At 64.2% G+C, this 22,521-nt stretch carries 14 protein-coding genes; 8 read left to right on the top strand and 6 right to left on the bottom strand.

Annotated elements, in window-relative coordinates; genetic code table 11:
• Positions 1-292: 292 nt before the first annotated feature.
• The 8 genes from AC6RV7_RS06625 to AC6RV7_RS06590 all read left to right on the top strand — a co-directional run bounded on the left by AC6RV7_RS06625 (position 293) and on the right by AC6RV7_RS06590 (position 15,668).
• The gene (locus AC6RV7_RS06625; protein WP_500093127.1) at positions 293-3,220 is read left to right on the top strand and encodes a TonB-dependent receptor; all 2,928 of its coding nucleotides are present in this window, start codon (positions 293-295) and stop codon (positions 3,218-3,220) included.
• A gap of 128 nt (positions 3,221-3,348) precedes the next feature.
• Positions 3,349-6,279, top strand: coding sequence for a TonB-dependent receptor (locus tag AC6RV7_RS06620; RefSeq protein WP_500093126.1), 2,931 nt, complete (start codon positions 3,349-3,351; stop codon positions 6,277-6,279).
• A gap of 49 nt (positions 6,280-6,328) precedes the next feature.
• The gene (locus AC6RV7_RS06615; RefSeq protein WP_500093125.1) at positions 6,329-7,237 is read left to right on the top strand and encodes an NAD(P)-dependent oxidoreductase; all 909 of its coding nucleotides are present in this window, start codon (positions 6,329-6,331) and stop codon (positions 7,235-7,237) included.
• 56 nt (positions 7,238-7,293) lie between these two features.
• Entirely contained in the window at positions 7,294-10,065 is a 2,772-nt protein-coding gene (locus AC6RV7_RS06610; protein WP_500093124.1) for a PVC-type heme-binding CxxCH protein, read from the top strand.
• A gap of 26 nt (positions 10,066-10,091) precedes the next feature.
• The gene (locus tag AC6RV7_RS06605) at positions 10,092-11,186 is read left to right on the top strand and encodes an amidohydrolase family protein (protein WP_500093123.1); all 1,095 of its coding nucleotides are present in this window, start codon (positions 10,092-10,094) and stop codon (positions 11,184-11,186) included.
• Positions 11,183-12,211, top strand: coding sequence for a DUF6807 domain-containing protein (locus tag AC6RV7_RS06600; protein WP_500093122.1), 1,029 nt, complete (start codon positions 11,183-11,185; stop codon positions 12,209-12,211). The genes AC6RV7_RS06605 and AC6RV7_RS06600 overlap by 4 nt, the downstream gene beginning before the upstream one ends.
• A gap of 20 nt (positions 12,212-12,231) precedes the next feature.
• Positions 12,232-13,614 (top strand): sulfatase, encoded by a 1,383-nt coding sequence (locus tag AC6RV7_RS06595; RefSeq protein WP_500093121.1) that lies wholly within the window; start codon positions 12,232-12,234, stop codon positions 13,612-13,614.
• A gap of 110 nt (positions 13,615-13,724) precedes the next feature.
• Positions 13,725-15,668, top strand: a complete 1,944-nt coding sequence (locus AC6RV7_RS06590; protein ID WP_500093120.1) for a hypothetical protein — start codon at positions 13,725-13,727, stop codon at positions 15,666-15,668.
• A gap of 94 nt (positions 15,669-15,762) precedes the next feature.
• Here AC6RV7_RS06590 and AC6RV7_RS06585 read toward each other — a convergent pair whose 3' ends face one another.
• The 6 genes from AC6RV7_RS06585 to AC6RV7_RS06560 all read right to left on the bottom strand — a co-directional run bounded on the left by AC6RV7_RS06585 (position 15,763) and on the right by AC6RV7_RS06560 (position 22,487).
• Entirely contained in the window at positions 15,763-16,836 is a 1,074-nt protein-coding gene (locus AC6RV7_RS06585) for a Gfo/Idh/MocA family protein (protein WP_500093119.1), read from the bottom strand.
• Between the two features lie 35 nt (positions 16,837-16,871).
• A complete protein-coding gene (locus AC6RV7_RS06580) occupies positions 16,872-18,221 on the bottom strand; it encodes an MFS transporter (protein WP_500093118.1) in 1,350 nt (449 codons plus the stop codon).
• Positions 18,222-18,250: 29 nt separating this feature from the next.
• On the bottom strand, positions 18,251-19,300 hold the full coding sequence (locus AC6RV7_RS06575) for a Gfo/Idh/MocA family protein (RefSeq protein WP_500093117.1): 1,050 nt from the start codon (positions 19,298-19,300) through the stop codon (positions 18,251-18,253).
• Positions 19,301-19,399: 99 nt separating this feature from the next.
• Positions 19,400-20,647, bottom strand: coding sequence for an MFS transporter (locus AC6RV7_RS06570; RefSeq protein WP_500093116.1), 1,248 nt, complete (start codon positions 20,645-20,647; stop codon positions 19,400-19,402).
• A 247-nt stretch (positions 20,648-20,894) separates the two neighbouring features.
• Positions 20,895-22,004, bottom strand: coding sequence for a LacI family DNA-binding transcriptional regulator (locus AC6RV7_RS06565; protein WP_500093115.1), 1,110 nt, complete (start codon positions 22,002-22,004; stop codon positions 20,895-20,897).
• A gap of 138 nt (positions 22,005-22,142) precedes the next feature.
• Positions 22,143-22,487 (bottom strand): cupin domain-containing protein, encoded by a 345-nt coding sequence (locus tag AC6RV7_RS06560; protein WP_500093114.1) that lies wholly within the window; start codon positions 22,485-22,487, stop codon positions 22,143-22,145.
• Positions 22,488-22,521 lie beyond the last annotated feature (34 nt).

Raw genomic sequence — 22,521 nt, 5'->3', positions numbered from 1 at the left:
GCGGGGTTGAGGGTCGTCGGAAACGCGCGTGCCGCCGGAAAGGGCGGTGGAACACCGGCCCGTCGGCAACCGCGCATCGATCTCGCGGCTCCTTCCGTCGCGTTCAAGCAAAATCTCGTTCATTTTAGTTCATGATCTATTTCGCAGCGCCCTAATTTTCGTTTTCGCGGCACTTTTAGGGTTGAAAACAGAAATCGGGACCGCATTTGAGATGAACTCCTTCGGACCGGCTCCGATAATTCATGAACTATATTTCATGAACTACAAACCACCCCCACCCTCCAGCGACCCCATGATCCCGTCACCACACCTCCCTGTCCGCCGCCCGCACGCCCGTGTCGTGGCGGGCGCTTTTGCGCTGCTGCTCGGCGCCACCGCCGCCTTCGCCCAGTCGGACGACACCGGCTCGATTCTCGGCCGGGTCCGCAACAGCGCCAGCGGCAGCGTGCTGCAGGGCGCCTCCGTCACCGTCTCCGGCACCGAACGCTTCTTCGTCCTCACCGATGCGAACGGCACCTTCCGGCTCAATCACGTTCCCGCCGGTCAGCGCAACCTCGTCGTCAACTACACGGGCCTCAACACGGCCCACCGCTCGGTCACCGTCATCCCCAACGAGCAGGTCGAGGTCGCGATCGATTTGTCCTCGGAGATCTATTCGCTCGAAACCTTCCAGGTTTCCGCCGTCCGCGAGGGTCAGGCCGCCGCGATCAACGAGCAGAAGAACGCCAGCAACGTCGTGAACATCGTTTCCGTCGATGCCTTCGGCAACGTCGCCGACACGAACGCCGCCAACCTGCTGATGAAGCTGCCCGGCATCTCGCCCGAACGCGACGAAGCCGAAGCCTACCAGGTCAGCGTCCGCGGCATCGGCGCCGACCTCAACTCGGTCTCCGTCGATGGCACGCTCCTCGCCGGCGCCACCACGCGCGACAATGTTCGCGGCTTCGAATTGGACAAGGTCTCCACCAACTCCATCGAGTCCATCGAGGTCATCAAGGCGCCCACGCCGGACATGGACGCCGACGCCATCGGCGGAAAAATCAATCTTCGCACCAAAAACGGCTTCGACAGCAGAGGCCGCACGATCCGCTACACGATCGGCTCCAATATCTTTCTCCAGCCCTATGCGCGCAGCTCCGACGGCGTCCGCCGCGGCAGCAACTTCGCCCGCGCCGAAGCGCACCCCTCCGCCAGCCTCAATTACTCCGATGTCCTCGGAAAGGACCGGCGCTGGGCGGTCACCTTCAACGCCAGCTTCAATCGCACCTTCTCGCCCCGCACCGCGCTGATCCAGGGCTGGGACAACAATACGCTTTCCCTGCCCACGCCGAAATACACCGAATTCACCACCACCGAGGACGACATCCTGCTCGATCGCCTGGGCCTCGGCGGCAAGGTCAACTTCAAGCTGAGCGACAACACCATGCTCTTCCTGAACGTCATGTACAATGACTTCAACGACGACATGACGCAGCACAAGGTGAAGCTGCAGGGCATCAACCAGGCCCTCGAGCAACCGCAGAATCCCGAGACCGTCCGCGACCTCACCGCCCGCATCCACATCGAGCTGGAGGACCGTATCCGCACCGTGGAGACCGGCATGGTCCAGGTCGGCGGCCGCACCAAGTGGCGCGACTACGAGTTCGACTACGATCTCTCGACGTCGTCCTCCTACGGCACGGATGCCCGCGAGGCCATCCAGCTGCGCGTCCCGAATCTCGGCTTCCGCATCGACCGCACCAACAGCATCCATTTCCCCACCCTCACGGTCACCCAGGGCAATCCCGCCGCGTTCTCGACCGGCACGCTGCCGGAAGTGGACCGGCAAAAGTATCAATCGTGGGACGACGTCACGGCCGGGCAGTTCAACGCCCGCCGCGATTTCAACACCCGTTTCCCCTCGTTCCTCAAGACCGGCCTCCGCTACCGCGGCCAGGAGAAGCGCCAGGATCGCCACCGCGACCGCTGGGCGTTCACCGGCCCGAAGCCCGTCCTCGACACCTACCTCGACGACGGCCGCCGCTACTTCCCCGTGGAAGGCCGCTACGACCGCTGGATCTGGCCGAACATGGAACGCATCTACGACGACCTCGATAACCGTCCCGAGCTCTACACCTTCAATCCGGCGACCTCGACCGAGAACACGATGAAGGACGACTGGACCGCCGGCGAAAAGATCTACGCCACCTATCTCACGGGCAGCGTGAAGACGGGCAAGTTGACCTCGCTCGCGGGCGTGCGCGTCGAGCGCACCGAAACCTACGGCAGCGGCGTCAAGGAAGACCTCCGCTTCGCCGCCGGCGATCCCCGCCGCTACGGCACGGTCGAGAGCGTCGACGGCTCCTATACCAACTATTTCCCGGGCGTTCACCTCCGCTACGAGCCGATCCCCAACCTGATTCTCCGTGGCAGCATTTCCACGAGCATCGGCCGCCCCAACTTCACGAAGCTGATTCCCGCCATCAAGGTTCGCGAGTTGAACGACGGCGAAACGCCCTCCGGCACCGGCGACCCGATCCCGCGCGTCGAGATCAACAATCCCGACATCAAGCCGCAGTTCTCGGACAACTTCGATCTCTCCGCCGAATACTACATGAAGGGCGTCGGTTCCTTCACCCTCGGGATCTTCCGCAAGAACATCACCAATTTCATCTTCACGCAGTGGGACGAGATCGGCGCCGGCCCGGACAACGGCTTCGGCGGCATGTATGAAGGATACGCGCTGAAGACCACCGCCAACGGCGGCTGGGCCCGGGTCGACGGTCTCGAGTTGAGCTACCAACAGCAGCTCACCTTCCTGCCCAGTCCGCTCGACGGCCTCGGCGTTTATGCCAACGGCACGTTCCTCAACTCCAAGGGCACGTATGACGAATCCCTCAACGAGATTCGTTACGAGATCAAGGGCTTCACCAAGCGCTCCGCCAATCTCGGCGTCAGCTATATCAAATACGGCGTCACCGCGCGCGCGTCCCTCAACTACAACGGCCCGCGCCTCGAAGGTTACAACGCGATTCGCGAGCGCCAGTTCTACGACGGCGCACGCACCAGCATTGACCTCAGCCTCGCCTACGCCCTGCCCCGCTGGAAGACCTCCCTCTTCCTCGACATCAACAATCTCACCAACGCGAAGCGCACCCGCTACAAAGGCCGCGAGGAGCTCCAGAACAACACCCAGCTCTACGGCATGCGCATCACCGCCGGCGTGAAGGGCGAATTCTAAACGCATCTCCGTCTCCGCGCCAGGCCGGGGCGATCTGCTCGCCCTGGCCTGGACACCGGCCGCCGGCCTGCGGCGCCCCAAAAAGGCCAGCCCCGCCCACCCCATTTCCCCCACCCCGTTCCACCCCCATGACACCCGCCTTCGCCCCCCGTATTCGTATCAGGATCTTCGTTACATCAATTTTTCTTTCGCTGAGCGGCGCCCTGCTCGCGCAGTCCGGCGACACCGGATCCATCGCCGGCCGGGTCCGCAGCCACGCCAGCGGCGCGCTGCTCCCCGGCGCCTCCGTCACGCTCGCCGGCAGCGAGCGGCACTTCGCCCGCACCGCCGAGGACGGCTCCTTCCGCCTCAATCACGTGCCGTCCGGATCCCGCACGCTCATCGTCAGCTACACCGGTCTCAACCCGACCGAGCTTCCCGTCGTCGTTCGTCCCCAGGACACGACCACCGTCGAAGTCGAGCTGCAGTCGGAGATCTATCGTCTCGAGCAATTCCAGGTTTCCGCGGTCCGCGAGGGCCAGGCCGCCGCCCTCAACGAACAGCGCAACGCCGATAACGTCGTCGCCGTCGTCTCCACCGATGCTTTCGGCAATGTCGCCGACACCAACGTCGGCAACCTCCTCGTCAAACTCTCCGGCATCTCGCCCGAGCGCGACGAAGCCGAAACCTACCAGGTCAGCATCCGCGGCATCTCGCCGGACCTGAATTCCGTCTCCGTCGACGGCACGCTCCTCGCCAGCGGCAGCAGTCGCGGCACCGGTCGCGCCTTCGAAGTCGACAAGGTTTCGACCAACTCGATCGAATCGATCGAGGTCATCAAGGCGCCGACGCCGGACATGGACGCCGACGCGATCGGCGGGAAAATCAACCTGAAGACCAAAAACGGCTTCGACGCCCACGGCCGCACCATCCGCTACAGCCTCGGCGCGAATGTGTTTCTCCAGGATTACGTTTCCGGGGCCGACGGCACGCGCCGCGGCGGCGGCGGCGTCTTCGAATTTGCCCGCGCGAAAGCCCATCCCTCCGGCAGCATCAGCTACACCGACGTCCTCGGTCAGGAGAAACGATGGGCCCTCACGATGAATGCGAGCTTCAACCGCACCTTCTCGCCCCGCACCGCCGCCCGGATGGAATACAAGGACGAGACCCTCGCCAGCCCCGTCGCCATCATCAACAACTTCCAGACGACCGAGGACGACATCCTCCTCGACCGCCTCGGGCTCGGCGGCAAATTGCACTTCAAGCTGAACCCCAGCACCACGCTCTTCCTGAACGTCCTCTACAACGACTTCAACGACGAGATGTCGCAGCACAAGTTCATCCTGGCGAACACCAACGTCGTTGGGACGCCGTCCTTCGAGCAGCAGGAACTGCGCGGCCGCGTCGACTTCGAACTCGAGGGCCGCACCCGCACCGTCGAGACCAACATGGTGCAGATCGGCGGCCGCACCCAGCTCAGCGACTGGGATTTCGATTACGATCTGTCCACCTCCCACTCCCACGGCAGCGACGAGCGCGAGATCATGCTGATGCGCTTCAACAACATCACCTACCGCATCGATCGCTCGGCCAGCATCCACTTCCCCACGATCACCCAGACCGCCGGCAACGACATCTCCGACTACAGCAAGGGCGCTCTCAACAACCTCGACCGCCGCTTCGACCACAACTGGGACGACGTCACCGCCGGCAAACTCAATGTCACGCGCGCCTTCAACACCCGCTTCCCCACCTATCTCAAGACCGGCCTGCGCTACCGGCACCAGGAAAAAACCCAGGACCGCCAACGCCCACGCTGGACCGCGATCGCGTCCGCCATCGGAGATCTGAACCGCTTTCACGGCAACGATCGCACGGTCTTCCCCGTCGAGGGCCGTTACCAGCGCTGGCCGTGGCCCGATCTCCGTGCGGTCCATGACGAGATCGACGACTACGGCTCCGAGCGGTTCACCGAAAACGTCAACCGCGGCATCGAGCAGGATCTCGCCAACGACCTCACCGCCGGCGAGCGGATCTACGCGAGCTACCTCATGGGCTCCGTCAAGACCGGCAAGCTCACCACCGTCGGCGGCCTCCGCTTCGAGCGCACCGAAACCTACGGCCAGAACATGCGGCTCAACCAAGCCTACGGCGAAGGCAATCCGCTTCGCTACGAAGGCGTCCAGCGCGTGGAAGGCGGCTACAACAACTACTTCCCCGGCCTCCACCTGCGTTACGGCGTCACGCCGAACTTCAACCTCCGCGCCAGTTTCTCCACCGGCATCGGCCGGCCGAATTTCACCCGGCTCATGCCCAACGTGCGCGTCCGCGACATCACGGACTCGGATCCGGAGGACAGCGACGACCTCCCGCGCATCGAGGTCAACAACCCCAATCTCGAGCCCCAGTTCTCCGACAATTACGACTTCGTGGCGGAATACTACTTCAAGGGCGTCGGCACCGTGTCGGTCGGCGTCTTCCGCAAGGAGATCACCGGGTTCATCTTCGACGAACTGCGCCTCATCCGGCCCGGCGATCCGATCGTGTATCCGATCTTCGGCGACAAATATGCCGATGGTCTCTGGAAGCTCCGCACGGTCAAGAACGGCGGCTGGGCGAACGTCGACGGCCTCGAGCTGAACTACCAGCAGCAGCTCACCTTCCTCCCCGGCTTCCTCAACGGCTTCGGCATCTACGCCAACGCCACCTTCCTCCGGAGCCGCGGCACCTACGCCACCGACGAAGTCCACGACGACATCGCGGGCTTCACGAAGCGCTCCGGCAACGCGGGCCTTTCGTATATCAAGCATGGATACACCATCCGCCTCTCCGCCAATTACAACGGCGGCCGCCTGAACAACTTCGACGACAATCCGATGGAGCGCGAATACGACGGCGCCCGCACCTCCGTCGACTTCAGCATCAAGTACGGCCTCCGCCGCACCCCCACGTCCGTGTTCCTCGACATCAACAATCTCACCAACTCGAAACGGACCAAATACCAGGGCAACGAACGCCTCCAGCGCGACACCCAGATCTACGGCATGCGCATCTCCGCCGGCGTTCAGGGCGAGTTCTGATTCCTCCATCCCATCCCGCCGGGAGCAAGCTCCCGGCTCCTTCCTCTCCATGATTTCGCCTCCTCCCGTCTCACGCTCCACTGATCCGATCGGCATCATCGGCCTCGGCCTCGTCGGCTCGGAACTCGCCCTACGACTCATGGCCGGCGGCCGCGCCGTCATCGGCTATGATATCAACTCCGACCGCCTGGCTGAACTTTCCCAAGCCGGCGGCAGCATCGCGGCCAGCGCCGCCGAGGTGCTCGGCGCCTGCGAGCGCATCCTCGTCAGCCTGCCCAGCCACCGCGAAGTCACGGACGTGTTCACCCGCAACTCCGCGAGCCTCCGCCGCGGCATGACCGTCATCGACACCACCACCGGCGATCCCGCCAGCTCCGAAACGATCGCCGCCACGCTCCGGGCCCAGGGCGTCACCTACCTCGACGCCACCATCTCCGGCAGCAGCCGGCAGGTTCGCGATGGTTCCGCGGTCATGATGGTCGGCGGCGACCACGTCGGCTTCGATGCCTGTCTCGACATCTTCGACCTGTTCGCCGATGCCACGTTTCACACCGGCCCCAGCGGAAGCGGCGCGAAGATGAAGCTGGTGACCAACCTCGTCCTCGGCCTCAACCGCGCCGCGCTCGCCGAGGGACTCGCGTTCGCCGAAGGGCTGTCGCTCGACCTCGACCTGGTCCTCAAAATCATGCGCCGGAGTCCGGCTTATTCGCGCGCCATGGATGTGAAGGGCGACAAGATGATCCGGCGGGAGTTCTCCCCCGAAGCTCGCCTTTCCCAACACTTGAAGGACGTGCGGCTCATCGTGGAGGCGGGCCTCGCTTCCGGCCTGCCCATGTCCCTCAGCCAGGCGCACCGGGCCATCCTCGAACATGCCGAAGCCGAGGGCTTCGGCGAACTCGACAACAGCGCCATCATCCGCGTCCTCTCCGCGCGCCGTCCGGTGAGGGACGACACCTAGCCGTTCGGCCGTTCGCTTTCCGGTTTCTGCCTCAGCCTCTCCGCCCTTTCGCCCTCATGCGCCCTCCCATCACCACCGTCTCGTGCGCACTTCTGCTCGTCAGTCCGCTGCTGGGGGCCGACCCGTCCCTGCTGCCCGTCGTGCCCGCGCCGCTGCAGGCCGAACTCTACGCGAGGGAACCGCTGGTGCGGAATCCCTGCGCTCTCGTCTTCGACGCCCAGGGTCGCCTCTTCGTCGGCTACGGGCCCCAATATCGTAACCCTAAACCGGATACTCCCGGCGACAGCATCGCCATTCTCCTCGACACCGACGGCGACGGCGTCGCCGACAAAACCAAGATCTTCGCCACCGGCTTCAACTGCATCCAGGGCCTCGCCTGGAACGGCCGCGATCTCTGGGTCGCCAACTCGCCCGATCTGACCGTCGTGCGCGATCTCGACGGCGACGACGAAGCCGACGAATACGTGCGCGTTTACACCGACCTCGGTAATCTCGAACACGCGTCGCACGGACTCAACTGGGCCCCCGACGGCAAACTCTACCTCTCCGCCGGCACCTCGAAGGGTCTGACCCAACCGCCCGATCGCCTCGCGCCGAAAGCCTTCCGCGATCTGTGGGGCGTGCAGGCTCCAGCAGGCACTCCTGACATCCCTCCGCCGCGCACGTATAAAAAAGGCGAATACCGGCACACTTATCAGGACCCCAAGGACAACTGGGGCCGAGAAGGCGGCGTGCTGCGCGCCGATGCGATGGGCGCCAACCTCGAAATCGTCTCCCGCGGCACCCGCAACGTCTGGGACATTGGTTTCGACCACGAATTCAACTGGCTCGGCACCGACAACGACCAATACGACGGCGACCGCATTATCATGCCGTTCTTCGGGGCCCACTTCGGTTGGGGCCATACCTGGAGCGCCGACTGGACCGGCGACCAGCACCTTCCCACGGCGCCGATTAGCGGGCCCGTTTTCCAAGGCTCCGGCACCGGCCTCGTGTATTACGACTCGCCCCAGATGCCGCCCGAGTTTCGCGGCGTGTGGTTCATCAACGACTGGCTGCGCAAAACGACCTTCGTCTACCGCCCGACCTGGGATGGCGCCCTCACCGTCCCCTCCGGCGGAAAATGGCAGGAGTTCGCCGTCGGTCGCGCCGCCCTCTTCCAACCCGTCGACATCGCCGCCGGCCCCGATGGCGCGCTCTACCTGAGCGGCTGGGGTAAATCCTACGGCGCCGTCTATAAAAACGGCGAACAGGTCAACGAGGGCCGTGTCTTCCGCATCTCCTGGCCCGACGCGCCCAACGCCGATTGGAATACGCCCAAGCGCACGCGTCCCCTCACCGACTGGAGCGTCGCCGAGCTGATCGAAGATCTCGGCTCGATTCTCCCCGTCTGGAACACCAACGCGCAGGAAGAACTCGTCCGCCGCGGCTCCGCGGTCGTCCCCGCTCTCATCGCGGCCCTCGAATCCCGCCTACTCGGCACCGCGCAGGAAACGTGGACGCTCTGGACGCTCGGCCGTATCAATCTTTCGGATGCAGCGATCGATGCTTGGTTCTCCCAGACCGGATCCACCCTCTCCGCCAACGCCCGCATCCAATCCATCCGCATCGCCGGCCACCGCTGGCGTGCCACCGATTCGTCGGCTGCCTTCCCCGCCTTCGTCGTCGCCGCATTGAAGGCCTCCGAACCCCGCGTTCGATTCGCCGCCGTGCAAGCCATCGAGCAGGCGCGTCAGCGCCGACTCGTGCCCGCACTGCTCGACCTGGCCGCCGACGAATCCGAGCGCATCACCTTCTACGCCACCTGGCAGGCGCTCCGTGCGCTGTCGGACGAATCTCAGCTAACCTCCCTGCTCGGCGATTCGCGCGGCGGCGTGCGCCGCGCGGCGCTGCTCGCCCTTCTGGAAAGCGACGCCCTCGATCGCCCGGCGGTCGAACGCCTGGTCAGCGACTCCGACGCCAAGGTGTCCGAACTCGCCGCGCAGTGGATTGCGCGTCTCTCCGGCAATCCGCTGGTCGTGATGAACCCCGTTCCCGGCGAGTTCACCGGCCCCCTCAAGATCGAGCTGCTGGCCGGCATCAAGCCCGCCGCACTGCGCTGGACGAGCGACGGCACCGAACCGGTGCCGCCCGGCCCGAAGGAGCGCGCCCGCGAAGGCGCCAGCGTCACGATCGACCAGACCAGCACGCTGAAGATCGCGTTGTTCGTGCCCGGTTCCGATTCGAAGTCGGAACGCACGTATCAGAAGGTCGGCCCCACCGTCACCGCGACGTGGATACGGCGCGCCGCGGCCGAGGAACTCCCGCCCCTCGTCCTCGAACCTCGCGAACAGCCGCTCACCGCTGCCGAGGTCCTTCCTCTCGTCGAGACGGGCGACATCGTCCTCGGCCGGCGTTTGTTCACCGCCGCCGGGTGCGTCAGCTGTCACCGCGTCGGACGCGAAGGCAAAACGTTCGGCCCCGACCTCACCGCCATGGGCGACAAAGCCGATGCGGCGCACATCATCGACTCGATGCTCGCGCCGAGCGCCGCGATCGCGGAGGGCTTCGCCCTCCTTACGGTGTCGACCAGCGACGGCCAGTCCTTCGCGGGTGTCTTCAAGGAGGAGACCAACCGTTCGCTCGTCCTCGTGCAGATGGACAGCAGCACCGTCAGCATCGACAAGGCCCTCATCACCTCGCGCGAAAGCCTGCATTTGTCCGCGATGCCGCCGTTCGGCAACACGTTCAGTCCGCAACAAATGGCCGACGTCGTGGCGTTCCTCCTCGCCCAACGTTCCCAGGCGCTCGAAAGCACCCTGCCTTCCGACGGTCCGCCGTCGCAATAACCCGATCACCCTCCGCCTCCCTTCCCATGTCGCTCAAGTCTCCTTTGATCAACCGGCGCGAATTCATCGCGCGCACCTCCCTCGCGACCGCGGCGATGTCCACCCTCAGCCTGGATCTCAGCGCGTCCACTCAGTCCGCCACGCCCGTCGTCGGCGAACGCATCGATTGCCAGAGCCACCTGTTCTGCCCGGAGGCGATCACCCTGATGGAGAAGCGTAAAACCGATCCTTCCGTTTATACCGCCGACGGCGTGCGCATCCTGCGGATGGGCGATTGGTATCGCAAGATCCCCGCGCACTACACCGACGTCGATGCGAAGCTCGCCGCGATGGACGCCGCCGGCATCTCCCGGACGGCGCTCAGCATCAACGATCCCGGCCCGGAATGGTTCGGCGCCGACGGCCCCATCGTCGCTCAACTCTACAACGATTTCGTCGGCGAAACCGTGCGCAAACATCCGACGCGCTTCTTCGGCATTTGCGTGCTGCCACTCCAGGACATGCGCGCATCGCTGGCCGAACTCGATCGCGTCGTCCGTGCCTACGACATGAAGGGCATCCTGCTCTACACGAATCTTGCCGGAAAGTTTCCCGACGAACCCGAGTTTCGCCCGCTCTTCGCGCGCGCCGTCGAACTCGACATCCCCATTCTCCTTCACCCGGCAAAACCCATCACGACCGAGTTCGTGAAGGCCTACGAACTCACCAGCACGCTGGGCAACATGTTCGACAACACCATTGCGATCACGCGCCTGTTGATGTCGGGCATCCTCGACGAGTTCCCGAAGCTCAAACTCGTCTGCCCGCACCTCGGCGGCACGCTCCCTTACATCGTCGGCCGTCTCGATCACCAGGTCAGCGTGCTCAAACGCGGCCCGCGCAATCTCACGCGCCTGCCCAGCGAATACCTGAAGCAGATCTGGATGGACGTCGTCTCGCCGCTGCCGCTCGCGGTCAAATTCGGCCACGACTTCATCGGCCCGGATCGCCTGCTCTACTCCAGCGACCACCCGTGGGTGGAACCGAAACTGATCGTCGACACCGTCCAGGCCGCCGGCCTTCCGCCCGAGTCCGAGCAGAAGCTTTTCTCCACCAACGCCCGCAAACTCTTCCGTCTATGAGCCGGTTCTCCTCGTCGCTTTGCGTCGCGTTTCAAGGAGTCGCTCTCGGTGCACTGGCGTTGTGCGGACTACCGTCCGCGGCGGCCAACGCGCCCGCTCCTGCGCAGCTCAAAAACCGCGTCGTGCTCACGCCGCTGAGCGATCGCGTCCGCGTCGAAATCGATGGGTATCTGTTCACCGAATACCGTTTCCGCGACGGACCGAAACCGTGCCTCTACCCGATCCAGGATCAGGAAGGCACCTTCTACACGCGCCACTGGCCGATGCAGAAGGTCGACGGCGAGATCCAGGACCACGACTGGCACCGCTCCGTCTGGTTCGCCCACGGGCTCGTCAACGGTCACGACTTCTGGCGCGAACTCGCCGACAACTCCACCGGCCGCATAGTCCATCAGGAGATTGTCTCCGCGCGCAGCGGCGCGACGGGCGAACTCCAGGTCCGCAATCACTGGATCGCCGCCACCAACGAGATCATCTGCTCCGACACCACGCGTTACCGCTTCGAGCGCATCGCCGAGGGCTATTTCCTCGATTGCGAAATCACGCTGCAGGCGACGCACGGCCCGGTCGTCCTCGGCGACACCGAGGAAGGCGCACTCGGCGTCCGCATCAACGAGGGCATCCGCCTCATGGTCGGCAAGGGCAAGGACCGCAAACGCGGCACCGGCAGAATCGTGAACGCCAACGGCGACACCGATCGCGCCGCCTGGGGCAAGCGCGCGCCGTGGTGCGACTACAACGGCTCCGTCGATGGCAAACACATCGGCATCGCCATCTTCGATCATCCGAAAAACCCCTCACATCCGACCTGGTGGCACGTCCGCGATTACGGCCTCTTCGCCGCCAATCCGTTCGGAAAACACGATTTCGAAAAGCTGAAGGACCAGCCCAACGCCGGCGACATCACGATCCCCGCCGGCGGCGAGCTCACCTTGCGCTACCGCATCTTCTTCCACCACGGAGACGAGCAGCGCGCCCACGTCGCTCAGCACTACGCGGACTACGCCGCGGACGCCGCGCGTTAATCCGACCCGCCGTTCTCCCGATGCGACGCGGTGCGATTCTTTTTCTCCTCGTCGCGTCGATCTCCGCGTCCCTCGGCCGCGCATCCGAACGCCCGCCGAATGTCGTGCTAATTCTGGCCGATGATCTCGGGCTCAATCCTGTCGGGGCCTACGGCAATCCCTACGCCGCCACGCCCGTCCTCGACCAATTCGCGCGCGAAGGTCTCGTTTTCACCGCCGCCTGCGCTGCGGCTCCCGTTTGCTCACCGTCGCGCGCCGCGATGATGACGGGCAAATCTCCCGCCCGCACACGTCTCACCGATTTCGTCCCCGGCCACCCGTTTCCCTACGCGCGCCTGCTGCAGCCCAAGTGGAGGAAATCGCTCAACGAAAAGCTCCTCCCCCACCTCCTCGCGGAGCGCGGCTACATCACCGGCGTTTTCGGCAAATGGCATGTTCCCAATCGCTACACGCCACCGTCCCCAACCCACGACGCGTCTCCTCGCCACGGCTTCCACGAAGCCTTCATCACCGAGAAACCATCCGAGGATTCCGCCCCGGAAACAGACCCTCACAGCGTCCACGCCATCAAGCAACGCGCGCTCGCCTTCATCGAACGCCACCAACACGCGCCATTCTTTCTCCATCTCGCGCCGCACACCCTCCATTCGCCGCTCATCGCTCCCGCCTCGCTGGAAACAAAACACCGACTGCGCCCCGGCGCCCAACTTCCGGAGAACAATCCCATCATCGCCGCGATGATGGAAGAATTGGACGCCGCCATCGGCGATGTGCTCGCAAAACTCGACGCGCTCAACCTGGCCCAAGACACCCTCGTCATCTTCGCCTCCGACAACGGCGGCAGTCTGAAAGACGCTACCCAGGGGCCCTTCCGCGGCGGCAAAGCCCAGCTCTACGAGGGCGGCTTGCGCGTTCCTCTCATCATGCGCTGGCCCGGCACGATCGCCGCGGGAACGACCACCGACGTCCTCACGACCTCGACTGATCTTTTCGCGACCGTTCTCGACGTCACCGGCACCTCGCTCTCCGACGACGAACCGCGAGACAGCGTCAGCCTCTTGCCAGTGCTCCGCGGCGAATCTCCGCACTCCCCGCGCCCCTTGATCTGGCATTACCCGCACTATCACACCGCCGGCGTTCACGGCCCCGCCAGCGCCATCCGCCATGCCGACTGGAAACTCATTCACTACTACGAACACGCCCTGACCGCTCACGGCACCGGGGACGAACTGTTCAACCTCCGCGACGATCCAGGCGAGGCCCGCAACCTCATCCTCGAGCAACCGACCGGCGCGGCCGAACTCCTCGCCACGTTGCAGCAACATCTGTCCGCCGCCGGCGCCCAGCTCCCCACCATCAACGAGAACTTCGATCCCGCCCGCGCCACGCAACTCCGCCCGTAAGGTATCCACTTTTTAGCGACCCACTTTCTGTCGTCATCCAGCTCTTCGAACGGCGGCCGATCCTGCGCATGGAGCAACTTCATGCGTTTCCCAAAACCCACCCCAAAAACATGAACGTTTCACGTTTACGCTTCCGCGCCTGCTTCGCCATGGCGCTTGCCGGCCTCTTGCTCCCCACCGTCGCCCTGGCGCAACCCTTCGAAGGATTCGGAGCTGCCACCACCGGCGCCGGCTCCTCCGGCTACACGTCCCTGGTCGTCAACCGCGACGACGACCCCGACCCCACCGTGTCCGGCACGCTCCGTCATGCGCTGACCCAAACCGGCGCGCGTTACGTGACGTTTGCCAACAGCCTTGCCGGAAAAACCATCACGCTGAACCGGCGTCTCATCATCGACGGCTCCTCCCGCGGGCAACTCACCGTCGACGGTTCCAACGTCATCGATGCGACCGACTCGAGCATCCGTGGCGTGACGATCGCCGGCTACGAGATCACGATCAAAAACACCTCGCAGGTGATCTTTAAGGAACTGCGGATCCGCCGCGGACGCGAGCTGATGGACCGCTCACAGTTCAAGTATGGCAATGGCAGCGCCCAACTCGACTGCATCGCGCTCGAGGACGTCAGCAATGTCGTGCTGCACCGAATCTCCTTCGCGTGGAGCTGCGACGAGATCGTCGGCGTGATGCGCGCGCAAAACGTCACGATCAGCGAATGCATTTTCGCCGAGCCGCTCGGTGATGTCGCGGTGTCGCCCCGCGGCACGTCATCCTCGCCTCAGGATCCGCTCCCCGACCAGATTCATCCCTACGGCGCCGACCACAACTATTGCATCAACGCCAGCGCGGCCACCCTCTCGCTGATCCGCAACCTGTTCTACAATTACCGCACCCGCGGACCGCAGTTCGAAGCCAACGATGTGAGAGAAGCTTATCCCGAAACCGGCGGCCAGCGCCTCGTGAAGATGGAGGCCGTCAATAACGTGATGTTCAACTATACCGAATCCGGCTCCCGCTACGGCGCCGATATCGAAAACGACACTCCGTCGAACGCCACCTTCGACTTTCAGTTCATCGGCAATCTCTTCTACAGCCACGGCGCCAACAACGGCACCGACACCGGCCCGAAGGAAATCGTCGCCGCCACCACGTCCTCGCCTACCAGCCCCACGCTGCTGAAGGTTCACGTGAGCGGCAACTTCGGCCCCAACCGCCCCTCAGCCGACGCGGGCGATCCGAATGACCAACGGCGCGTCGTGTTCGCCAAAAACCCCTCGTCGGGCAACCTCGTGCAGGTCAATAACGCGAGCACCGCCTACAACGACCAGGTCATCACCACCGGCACGACGTCACTCTCCGGCGCTCCGGTCACCACGATCGCCAACAAGACCACCTTCCTCGCGGGAATCCTCGCGTCTGTCGGCGCGCATTCAAGTTATCGCGACGAAACCGACACGCGGATCATCGACACTGTGATGGACGAGGACACCAGCGAAGGTTTGAAAAAGCGTCCGCCCACGACGTGGTTGGGGCAGGATGTCGGCAGTCCCAGCGCCGCCGGCAGCCATTCCGAATCCAGCGGCACGCACACGATCTCCGGCGGCGGCGACCTGAAGGGTTCCGACGATCGCTTCCACTTCGTGTATCAGGAGGCACAGGGCGATTGCGAGATCATCGCCCGCGTGGCGAGCCTCACCGGCAGCGACCCCGATGCGGCCGCCGGCGTGATGATTCGCGACAACCTCAACTCAAACTGCCAGATGGCCGCGATGCTCCTCACCAACACCAGCAACGCCGCCAAGGCCCGCCGCCGAACCACCGTCAGCGGAAACACCGACGACACGACCGTCGCCGTGTCCGTGCCCGAGTGGGTGAAGGTCAATCGCACCGGCAACACGTTCAAGTTCTACCACAGCGGCAGCGGCACGTCCTGGACGCTGGATCAGACCGTCACGATCTCGATGGGGACCAACACCTACATCGGCCTCGCGGTGGCGTCCGACACCTCGACGCTCGCCACGGCCACCTTCGACAACGTCTCCCTGACGCAGTAAGCCGTACGAACACGTCGTAGTTCTCTCAATCAAAACGCCCGTCCCGGCAGGAACGGGCGTTTTTGCTGGCCAGCGATTCGTCCCGCGCTGCGCGTTACGCAATCCGCCGCGCCACCGCCTGCGCCCGCAGACACAGCTCGGCCGCCTTGAACACATGCGCCTGCGTCATCGCCTTCTCGGTGCGGTTCAAGCAATCGAGAATCAACTCGCCAAAAAACCGGAAGCCCACCTTCCCCGCCACATTGATGTAATGCTCGCCGCGCTCATCGACGTGATACACATGGTCGCCCGCCGCCTCACGCGCGACGTCCACGTATTTGCGCAATTCTATATAGCCCTTCTCCCCGAGGATGATCATCCGCCCGTCGCCCCACGTGCTCAGCCCCGGCGGCGTGAACCAGTCCACCCGCACAAAATTCGTCGCCCCATTGTTGCCCAGGAGCGACGCCTCGCCGAAATCCTCGAATTCCGGCACGTCCGGATGCGCATGATTCGCCACCGCCGCATGCATGACGGAGGCATCCGTCGCCCCGGAAAACGTCAGGAACTGTTCAAACTGGTGGCTGCCGATATCGCACAGGATGCCGCCATATTTCTCCCGCTCGAAAAACCATTTCGGTCGCGATGGCTGGTTCAGCCGGTGCGGCCCGAGCCCGATGACCTGCAGGACGCGACCGATCGCTCCTTGCTGGATCATGTCCGTCGCATGCATCGCCGCCTCCACGTGCAGCCGCTCGCTGAAATACACCATGTATTTCTGTCCTGTCTTCGCGGATACGAGTCGGGCGCGCTCGAACTGGTCCATCGCCGTGAACGGTGTCTTGTCCGTGAAATAATCCTTCCCCGCCTCCATCACCTGACAGCCGATCCCGCCCCGCTCGGACGGAATCGCCGCGGCCGCCACGAGTTTCACCTCGGGATCGGCCAGCACCTCGTCGAACGAGCGCGCCACCTTTGCCTCGGGAAACTGGGCGCGAAACGCCGCGACTTTTTCCGGATCGGGATCGTAAACCCACTTCAGCGTCGCGCCTGCCTCCGTGAGTCCGTTGCACTGTCCGTAGATGTGACCGTGCTCGAGGTGCGTCGCCGCAAAGGTGAACTCACCGGGCTTCACCACGGGAGCAGGTTTGCCCCGCGGGGCGTAATTCATTCCGTCGGATTTATTCATGCGATAGGGATGGTGGCTGGCGGCGCGACCGCCGCTCACTCCTCAGGCAGCGGCTGGTCCTTCGTTTCCGGCAGGAGCGGCAGCACCGCAATTCCCGCCAGCAAAACGAGGCTGACCCACACGCCGGCGGTGCGGAAACTCTCGATGTCTCCGCCCAGGCTTTTCGTGATTTTTCCCATCGTGAAAGGCGCCGTCGCGGCCGCGAGCCGGCCGAAGTTGTAACAGAAACTCGTGCCCGTGCTGCGCAGGCTCGTCGGGAAAAGCTCCGGCAGATAAACCGCATACACGCCAAAGACGGACAGCTGCCCAAACCCCATCAGCGGCAGCATCCAATACATCTGGTCCACCTCCCGCAGGCCCTTGAAGACGAGCAGCGTCGTGAGAAACGAAAGCGAGAGCGAGATCGCGAACGCCGGCCGGCGTCCTTTCACCTGCGCAAATTTCGTCAGCGAAAGCATGCCGAGAAAGCCGCCGATGTTCTGCAGCAGCAAACCGAGCGACCGCCAGTAAGCTTTCTCGCTCGCCATGCTCTCCGCGTCGAGGTTCGACGCCGCGAGGTGCTGCTCGATGATCGAGCCCACGATCTTCGGGTGAAAATTTCCGATCCCCCACAGCCCCACGATGCCCGCGCTGCAGAGCAACAAACCCAGCCAGGCATGTCGCGACCAGCGCGGATGCCGCAGCAGCGTCGCGTAGGAGCCGAACTTCACGCCTCTCAGCGCGCCCGCCGCTCTCGCCTCCCGCCACTTCGCCGGCTCCGGCAGCTTGCGAATAATGAACGCGCACAGAAACGCCGGCGCCGCGCCGATCAGAAACAAAGTCTGCCACGCCTCCAGCCCGAAGGGCAGAGCCTGCCGCGCCGCCAGCAAGCCGACGCCCATTCCGATCAATCCCGCGAGAAGATTTCCCCACGTCGACAGCGATTGCAGCAGGCCCAGCGCCGGGGCTCGCGCCCGATCCGGCACCGAATCCGCGACCAAGGCCACCACGAGACCAAACACCCCGCCGACGCCCAGGCCGGTCAAAAAGCGATACACGCAGAAATCGAAAAAACCCGTCGACAGCGCGCTGAGCCCGGTGAACACCGAATACAGGAGCACCGAGAACGTCAGGACTTTCGCCCGGCCGTAACGATCGCCGAGCGATCCGAAGATCAATCCACCGATCGCCCAGCCCACGAGGAACACCGACGTCGTATAAGGCCCGTACTCCGTCGCCTTGGTCTTGTCCGGAATCAGCTGCTCCAGCGCCGCATCGCGCGCGAGATTGAAGAACTGCTGGTCGAGGCAGTCGAAGAGCCAGGCCAGCGAAGCGATGCTGAAGACCATCCAATGCTCGCGATTGAAGGTCCGCCACCAGGGTTGGGTCAGAGGGGAATTTGCCATTGGGGGATACAGGAAAGGAAAACGAAAACTCAGACGTCGGTAGGCTGGCCGCCGCGGGCGGCCGAGGTGTAGAGCGCGCGCACGATCGCGACCGCTTTGCGCGCCTCGCGGCCGTCGATCGCCAGGCGCGTGCCGCCGTTCAGCGCGTTCACGAGATCCTGCAGCTGCCGCTGATGGCCGGTGATGCTGATCGCGTTTGGCGCGCTGGCCCCCGAACCGAGCGCCCCAGCCTCCCGGCTGGCCCGGATCGCCTCGTCTCCCTCCTGAGCCTCGCGGAATTCCCAACGCACGATGCGGTCGTCATCGAGCGTCACCGCCCCATGCTCCCCGCAAATTTCCAATCGGCGTGGCGATCCGGGAAAAATCGCCGTGCTCGCCTCGATCGCCCCGAGCGCGCCATTCGTGAAGCGCAGGCTGCCGCTCATCGTATCCTCCGCCTCGATACCGGTGTGCACGCGACGCGTCGTGAAACCCGTCACCTTCTCCGGCATTCCGGCGAACCACTGCAGAAGGTCCACCGCGTGAATGCCCTGGTTGATCAGCGCCCCGCCGCCGTCGAGTGCGAGCGTGCCTTTCCAACCCGTGTAGTAGCTCGCGGCCCGATGCCATTTGACGTAGGCGCTCGCCAGCACCAGCCGTCCGAAACGCCCGGCGTCGATCGCCGCCTTGACCGTCATCGCGCCCTGCCCGAAACGCGCCTGGAAGATTGGCGCCACCATGACGCCCGCGTTTTCCGCCGCGCGCAGCAGTTCATCCGCGCGCTCGATGGTCACTTCGATCGGTTTCTCCACGACGACATGCTTGCCCGCGCGCACGGCTTCCAGCGCAGGCTCGAGATGCGCGCCGCTCGGCGTCGTCACGCACACGACGTCCACTTCGGGGCGCGCCACGAGGGCCGCGACGGACGTCGTCGCAAACGGCACGCCGTGCTTCTGCGCAAAGGCGCGGGCGTTGGCGCCGTTTCGACTGGCCACCGCCACGAGTCGGGCGCCGGTAACGTGCGCCAGAGCTTGCGCGTGAAATTCGGCAATCATGCCGACGCCAACGATGGCGAATCCGTAAGTGCGGGCGGTTGACATAATTTTAGAAACGGAAGTTAGCGGGAAGCGCGCGCGCGAGGGAAGCCCGCGACGGGTCATGACGGGAGCACGCCTCTTGGTCGAACGGCTCGGCCTTCCTCACTTGGAATCCGCTCCCACGGAGTCCGGCACCAGCCAGATCGCGAGAATTCCGAAGGCGTAAATGAAAGCCGCGGCTGTGCCCATCGCCGGGTAACTGCCGCCGAGCAGATGGAAAATTCCGCCCGCGACCAGCACGCCGACCGCCGTTGCGAAACGTCCCACGTTGTAGGAAATGCCGCTCCCGGTCGCCCGCACATGAGTGGGAAAAAGCTGCGGCAGATAGAGCGGGAGCCAGCCAAAGAACAGCGTGGCGACGAATCCCTGCGCAAACACGATCGGAAAGAACGAGGGCTCGAGCGGCGCCGTCAGCTTGAACATCGCGAAGGTGAGCAGAAACGAGCCGACGCTGATCAGGAAATACGAGCGACGACGGCCCAGTTTGCTCGCGACTTGGGCGCCTACCATGCTGCCGATGATCGCGCCGATCGCCCACCACCCCTGCGTCATCGCCTTGTAGCCGGTGTGCGTCTCGCCGCCGATCTTGTCCGCCCACGGAATCATCCACTTGCTCGCCGCCCACGCACCGATGAGCGGAATCGAGCCCAGCAGAATTCCGATCAAGGTGATCCGAATCAGCTGCGGTTGGAACAACTCCCGCAAGGGCGCCGGCCGTTTCCGGTTTCCCTGCTGCTGCCGCGCCGCCAGCCAGTTTGGCGACTCCGGCAGGAACAACAGGACCAGCAGCCCGAGCACCGTCGGGAACGCTGCAACATGGAACAGCCAGCGCCAGGAGTCCGGGGAGACATCCCAAAACTGCGCGATCTGCGAGAGCAGCAAAATGCCGGAGTTGATCGCGGCGCCCATGAGGCCGGCCACCGTCGGCTTCGCCTTGTCGGGCCAGCACTCCGAAACCAGGGCAACCGCGTTGGGCCAGACGCCGCCAACCCCCAATCCGACCACAAAGCGCAGCGCCAGCATCTGCCATTGGTTCGTCACCCACGCGCCCAACCCGGCGAACACCGCGTAGAACAAGATGCTCACCGCCATCGCGCGCGTGCGACCAATGCGATCCCCCAGGCTGCCGAGCACGATGCCGCCGATCGCCGCACCCAGCATCAGCGCCGCCGTGTAGCGAGCGAACCAGTCCCCGCCGACCGTCGGTGTGTAGGCGTCGCCCAAAAGATCCTGCGTCACCGAAAGCGAGGCGAGCGGCATCAGGCCCAGCTCGAAGCCGTCGAAGAGCAGGGCGCCGAAAGCCGCAGCCAACACGGCATAGCGGGCGGAAGCGGAAAGGGGTTTGATCATGGGACGTGCGGGGGCAACACGGCGCGGCCCGCCCACTCCGGAAATGCAAGGCCCGGAGGGATTCGCCGCGCGCAAAGGGTGAAACGGAAACAGGTTTTTGAAAACCTATTTCATGAAATATCTATGAACAAAAATGAAGGCTGGACCAGCCCTGTCAAACCGCGATCGCGACGGAGCGCAAAAAATCGCTGGTGCCGGGCTCTGCCGGCTGCGGCGCCGCCAGGTTTCTCCATGAACAGAAATGAACTTATTTCAGTTCAGGGACGGAATCGCGCACCACCAGCTTCGGCTCCACCAGGATCCTGACGGCGGTGTCTTCATTGCCGTGCGCCAGCCGCCAGGCGAGCCGGGCGACCGCATTTCTCCCCACCGTCTCCGCCCCGACGTTGATCGTCGTGAGGCTCGGATTCAGGCTCATGATCAGGGACCGCTCGTCGTTGCAGGAGATGATGCCGACGTCCCGACCCGGCCGGACGCCGATCTTGTTGAGAGCCGCGTAGAGCTGCACCGCCGTCGAGTCCGCGCCGACGGCGATGACGGTTGCCCGCTGCTTGGCCCTGACTTTCGCCCACTCGGCTACCAGCGCCTCCACCACCGCTTCCGAGGCGATGGCCGGCAGCGGCCACGAGGGAACCTTATCGCTCGCCGGTTCGAGCACATCGACCTTCATGCCACGTTGGAGCGCCGAGTACATGAAGGCGGCCTTCAACGGTTCGAACTGGGCATGCCCCGGCTTCGGATTCAGGAACGCGACGTGCGTGTGGCCCTTTTCCCGTAGATGGTTCGCGGCGAGGCGTCCCGCAATTTCATGATCGAAGTTGCAGTGATCGCCACGTGCGTTCGGCAGCTGTCCCAGCAGCCAGACATGCGGGAGCCGATAGATCGCCCGCAGCAATTCGCTTTCGGATTCCGGCGGCAGGAGACCCATATTGGGACCTTTCAGAATCACGCCGGACACCTGTTTTTCCGCCAGGAACGGCGGCAGCCGGTCACCCCGCGGAATATTCGCGAACATCAGGGTGCCGCCGCTAAGCGAGACGGCCTCTTCGATCCCGTGCACCGCTGCACTCACCACCGGCAGTTGCACCAGCGTGTCTTCCATCCCAAAGCAAATCAGGCCGATGCGACCGCCGTCACCCAGTCCGCCCCGGCGCGGCTGGGCATTCGTGCGCCGTTTGCGCAGGGGCGTGTAGCCGAGCTCGCGAGCAGCATTCAGGATGCGCTCACGCAGGTCGGCATTGAGATCGGGATGTCCGTTCAACGCCCGCGACACCGAACCGACCGCCACGTCTGCCAGCCGCGCGATGTCTCGCACCGTCGGCGGCGCCTTCGTTATCCGAGTTTTCTTTGCTGCCACAAATTGACGGATGGCAGAATCCCGGCCCGGTTGCCATCAAAACCGAGCAAGTTCATGGAACGGGCCTCGGTTTGGTGAACTAATTCGGCCGGGATTCCGGCCGTTTCTCCGGTGAGCGCGGCCGGACACCAGCCACGGTCAATCGAACCACTCGTCTGCCGGATCAAATGCCGGAACCGGCACGTTGATGAGCTTCAGCTTCCCGATCGCGCGATGCCGGCAGCCGGGCTTGATCAAGATCGTCGACATCGGTTTCACCGGATGCAGCTCGCCATCGAGCTCCATGAATCCTTCGCCTTCGAGGATCAGATAAATCTCGGTGAGCTTCTTGTGATAATGCGTCTGCGCATCCTCCTGGATGTCGACCAGGTGGAGGGTGGCCACTTGATTGTCGGGCGTAGCGAACGCCCGTTTGGAAAAGCCGCAGGGGCACTTCACGGGCGCGATGTCGTTCAGGTGGGCGATCGAGTAGTTTTTGCTCATGATGAAAAGGGCGAGATAGCTTTCGGGCCGGAGG

The organism is Opitutus sp. sgz309028 (genome assembly GCF_059821195.1).
The sequence above is the reverse complement of the archived record's forward strand: the minus strand, read 5'-3'. Positions and strand labels throughout refer to the sequence as shown.